The 3,177-nt window shown below is 36.0% G+C and carries 2 protein-coding genes; one reads left to right on the forward strand and one right to left on the reverse strand.

Annotation, left to right across the window (positions count from 1 at the left end; genetic code table 11):
• A partial coding sequence (locus C8P70_RS13630) for a choice-of-anchor L domain-containing protein (protein WP_208293419.1) occupies positions 1-1,727 on the reverse strand: 1,727 nt, incomplete at its 3' end.
• A gap of 254 nt (positions 1,728-1,981) precedes the next feature.
• Between C8P70_RS13630 and C8P70_RS13635 the strand changes: the two genes are divergently transcribed.
• The gene (locus C8P70_RS13635; RefSeq protein ID WP_133713845.1) at positions 1,982-2,881 is read left to right on the forward strand and encodes a NifU family protein; all 900 of its coding nucleotides are present in this window, start codon (positions 1,982-1,984) and stop codon (positions 2,879-2,881) included.
• The last annotated feature ends 296 nt before the right edge of the window (positions 2,882-3,177 follow it).

Raw genomic sequence — 3,177 nt, forward strand, 5'->3', positions numbered from 1 at the left:
AAATTGATCGTAGTGGCTGATGTGCTGGAACGGCACTGCTCGATATCCGAGGGCTGTTTCTCGATGATGATCTCGTCGTAGAACTCAACCTTGACAGGATCAAGCTCAACGTCGCAAACTACGTATTTATACTTCAAGCGGGCACCGTACAAACCAGGCTCGCTGACTTTTAATGTCTCGCCGTTTTCTCCGATAAGGTCTTTGCCGTTTTTGGTCCACTGGATCAAATAGTCCTTCGCCTCCAGATTCTGACCGAGTTCAATTGTATCTCCAGGACAAAGCGCATTGCCGCCCTCAATGCTCATATCCTCGCCGATCTCGGGATTGCCCAAATCAAAACTGCGCGCGTTGAAAAAGACAGCGGAAGTGTGGGAAGGCGTAGTACAAAAATCCATTACTGCTAATCTAATACGATATTTACGACCGGGAATAACTTTAACCGTTTCGGATTGCATAGCAGTTGTCATTGAAGCATAATTAATGGGCGCAGCTGATGCGAATGGTGCATCAACTCCATTACCATTGTAAGCTTTCCAAAAATACTCTTCATTAATATTTTGACAACCGATCCCTGTTACATTACTTTTTGATAAATCCATTATAGTATTCAAAGCAATAGGAGTAGTTGTACCTGGAATTACTGCCAAATTCTCTCCAATTCCCGTGGTTGTATCTGTTAACCATGCGGCAAATAACGCGGCCCCTTCACAATGTCCCCAACAGCCTTGTTGCCAACTTTCAGAAGCAAATAAATATTCAAATTTTAAACTATCCTTTACCGGAATAAAATCAAAAAATAATTGAGTTATAAACTTACCTCCTGTTCTTCCTCCTACACTATCAATAACTGCATTTAGATCGGGATCTCCATTCCATAAAGGAAAGACCTTTTCCCTTACCCCGCCGCCGCCATCGTAAGGTCCAGCTATATATCTAGCAGAACCTGTAGCTAATACGATTCCTTCTTCATAAGGAAAATCTGAACCATTTTTATGAAAATAACCTAAAGTGTTATATGTATTATATTGAGGGCTACCATCTTGCACTTGATAGCGGACATTAGACACTAAATCACATCCCGATTTTACCAAGACGTCTTTTACCAGTTCTTCCACCGTGTACATCTCCCCGCTAGGGCTTACTTTTATAGGGGGAGGAACCGTGCCTAAACACAAAACCAGCGTAGTGGTCGGGGTTGTTTCTCCGCTCATCAATCGGATGTAGTATTTTTTGCCCGGTTTTAGCTTGTCCAGCGTTATCTTTTTAACAGCAGCTGTCAATGAAAAACATTGAGATGCCGTAGCATTTATGGCACTGCAATCCCTGTCGTAAAGCGCTCCGTAAAGCGTAGCAGGCATGTTTTTTTCACTGGAAATACTTAATATATGTTTATCAGAAGTAGCGGTAAACTCAAACCACAAATCTTTCGGAGAGGATCCAACTGCCGAACAAAAGGGAACTGCTTTTCCGGAAGCGGTTGCTCCCGTAAAATCAACCGATAGTTTTTGACCGCAATCCAAATCGGGATTAACCATTAAAGATATGGCATCTGTACAGTCGTCATTTGCAGGTGCAAAAAATAACACAGCTTTCTGATAATTTACAAATTGCCTCTCATCGAGCATATACTGAATATGATCAGCTATATTTTCTTTTACATTGGCTTTTTTTCCATATATAACTAATAATGGAAAACAAACCAAAAGAAATAAAATAGTTCTTTTCATAAATGAGTTCGGTTTATTAGTGATTGAATAGATATGATGTATGTTTTTCCACATTTTTTCTTGTAGTTTTATTCTTTGAAGCTCCTTTAAAGTGAAATTACACATAAAAGCTATTACTTTGCTACACCTGATTTATCAATTTATATAATTATTAGATGTTAATTGATAGTTAGTGTATGTTAATTATATGTTTAAAAAACCAAATATACTGATTACTCGAATATAAGTTTGTTAATTTTGAAAAAAAACTTTTTATGTCTCAAATTAAAATTCAAAACACTCAAAATCCAAGCATTATTAAATTCATACTTCCTTATTTTATCACAAAGAATGAAAGTTTTGAGTTCAAGAACATTGATGAAACTTCTAATTCTCCGTTAGCAAAAGAACTCTTTTATCTTCCTTTTGTAAAAACGGTATATATTGCCAACAATTTTATTGCCATCGAAAAATTTTCAATTGTAGAGTGGAATGATGTCAAAGAAGTTGTAGCAGAACAAATAGAAACTTTTATTGCTAAAGGCAAACAAATACTTATAAATGCTGCTAAAACCACAAAAAGACAACCAGTTACTATTTATGCGGAATCTACACCCAACCCAGCTGTTATCAAGTTTGTTGCTAATAAACTTCTAACTAAAAAAAGTATTGAGTTTAAAAACATTGACGAAGCTTCTGCTTCTCAATTGGCTAAGGAATTATTTAAAATGCCTTTTGTAAAAGAAGTTTTTATTGACGAGAATTACGTTTCTGTTTCTAAATATGATTCTTTTGACTGGAATGAGTTTATCCATCCTACTCGTACTTTTATTAAGGAGTTTTTGGAGCAGGGAAATCTTGCTGTGAATGAATCTTTGATTCTGGATACGCAAAAAATAGAAGAAACAGCGGATATTAACTTTGATTCTCTTGATGAAAAGTCGCAGCGAATTATCAATATATTGGAAGAATACGTCAAGCCAGCCGTTCAGGCAGACGGAGGGAACATCGCTTTTCAACAATATGACGACCAGACAAACACTGTACACGTTTTACTACAGGGTGCATGCAGCGGATGTCCTTCGTCTACGTTTACATTGAAAAACGGTATTGAAAATATGCTGAAACAAATGTTACAAGACAACAACATTTTAGTAGAGGCATATAATGGATAAAAGCTGTCTCAAAACCAATAAAACTTGTCATTCTAATTCATTTAAGTATCTCTTAGACTTGATGGTGGATGCAAAACAAAGAAGCTGAAACAAGTTCAACTTGACAAAAATAAGGTTTTGAGACTGTTTCCTTTTTTTATTCATAAAACAAACGGAATAAAATAATCATTCCTCTTTGTTTTGATTAATCATAATACTTTAACCCGTGGTGCATTTAGGTAATATTAATTTTTAAGTTGTTTATATTTCTATTAGCACTTCCGTTTATTGTTTGAATAATAGTAAGAGTTACTATT

Source organism: Myroides indicus (assembly GCF_004364575.1).
Classification (GTDB): domain Bacteria; phylum Bacteroidota; class Bacteroidia; order Flavobacteriales; family Flavobacteriaceae; genus Flavobacterium; species Flavobacterium indicum_A.

Bases quoted from the DNA above. Each gene is read 5' to 3' on its own strand.
- C8P70_RS13635 (WP_133713845.1), top strand. From the start codon at position 1,982: ATGTCTCAAATTAAAATTCAAAACACTCAAAATCCAAGCATTATTAAA.